Source organism: Actinocorallia lasiicapitis, from assembly GCF_054778695.1.
This window is the reverse complement of the sequence record NZ_BAAGZI010000818.1, coordinates 1-888: the sequence shown is the minus strand read 5'-3', so window position 1 is coordinate 888 and position 888 is coordinate 1. Positions and strand designations below refer to the sequence as shown.

The window sequence follows — 888 nt, the reverse complement described above, 5'->3', positions numbered from 1 at the left end:
CGGGCGCCTGAGCTGTTCGGCTCCGCGGACGCCCTGGCCCGCGAGACCCTGGCGCGGCTCGGCGAGGGGGCGCGGCCGGAGGCGGCCGCGACGGGTGTCGTCACGCTCCTGCAGAACGGCCGTCCGACGCCGCTGCCTGCGGCGATGCTCCGCTACCCGCAGACCGGCGCGCTGGCCGCACAAGATCGGAATTTGCGGATCGGGACGGCCGAAACACTGTCGTGACCCGTGTGATCAGGGTTACAGTGGCTGGTCTATGCGTTGTGGAATGTGTGGTTCTGAGCGGTTGAGCCCTGTGGGGGAGCTTTTTCCGGCGCACAAATGGACGGAGCGGATGGAGCTGAGATTCGCCCGCAAGGGCTTCCTCTCGTCCAAGCCGACCTTCGTCGCCGGTTACGGCCGTGCCTGCCGCGACTGCGGCGCCGTCGCGCTGATGCTCGACGAGGCGGCCCGCCGCCGTCTCGACGAGGTCGCCGACCGCCTCGACGACGTCGAAGGCCACGCCGGCCCCCAGGACGTCCCCACCCAGCGCGGCACGCCCTAGCGGGGATTGTGCTCGGTGCGGATCGCCTCGACGACGTCCTGCGCGGCGAGGGTGATCGCCCGCAGCTCCTTCAGGTAGGCCCAGTAGTCGGGGTGGGCGCCGTGCAGCAGCCCTGAGGCGTTCGAGAGCCGGGCGACCAGGGAGTCCAGCGCCTGCGCGTACTTCGGGGCGGCCCCGCCGGGCTGGGAGACGGCCAGCCGCTGGGCGTCCCGGACGGTGAACCTGGTCTGCTCCAGGGGTTTGGCCGGGTCGGCCTCCGCCTCGCGCAGGTCCTCGACCCGGTCGGTGACGGCCCGCGCCCGCCGTTCGGCGTCCTTCAGCTCGGCGCGCGCCGCCGCCAGCGA

Annotated in this window: 1 protein-coding gene and 2 pseudogenes; 2 read left to right on the top strand and 1 reads right to left on the bottom strand. The window is 72.6% G+C overall.

Annotation, left to right across the window (positions count from 1 at the left end):
- Together ACYVE7_RS34820 and ACYVE7_RS34815 are read left to right on the top strand one after the other, a co-directional pair.
- Positions 1-225 (top strand): annotated as a pseudogene (locus tag ACYVE7_RS34820) (hypothetical protein); the annotation flags it as partial.
- A gap of 109 nt (positions 226-334) precedes the next feature.
- The gene (locus ACYVE7_RS34815; RefSeq protein WP_460370913.1) at positions 335-544 is read left to right on the top strand and encodes a hypothetical protein; all 210 of its coding nucleotides are present in this window, start codon (positions 335-337) and stop codon (positions 542-544) included.
- Here the strand turns inward: ACYVE7_RS34815 and ACYVE7_RS34810 are convergent.
- Positions 541-888, bottom strand: a pseudogene (locus ACYVE7_RS34810) (molecular chaperone DnaJ); the annotation flags it as partial. The gene ACYVE7_RS34815 and the pseudogene ACYVE7_RS34810 overlap by 4 nt on opposite strands.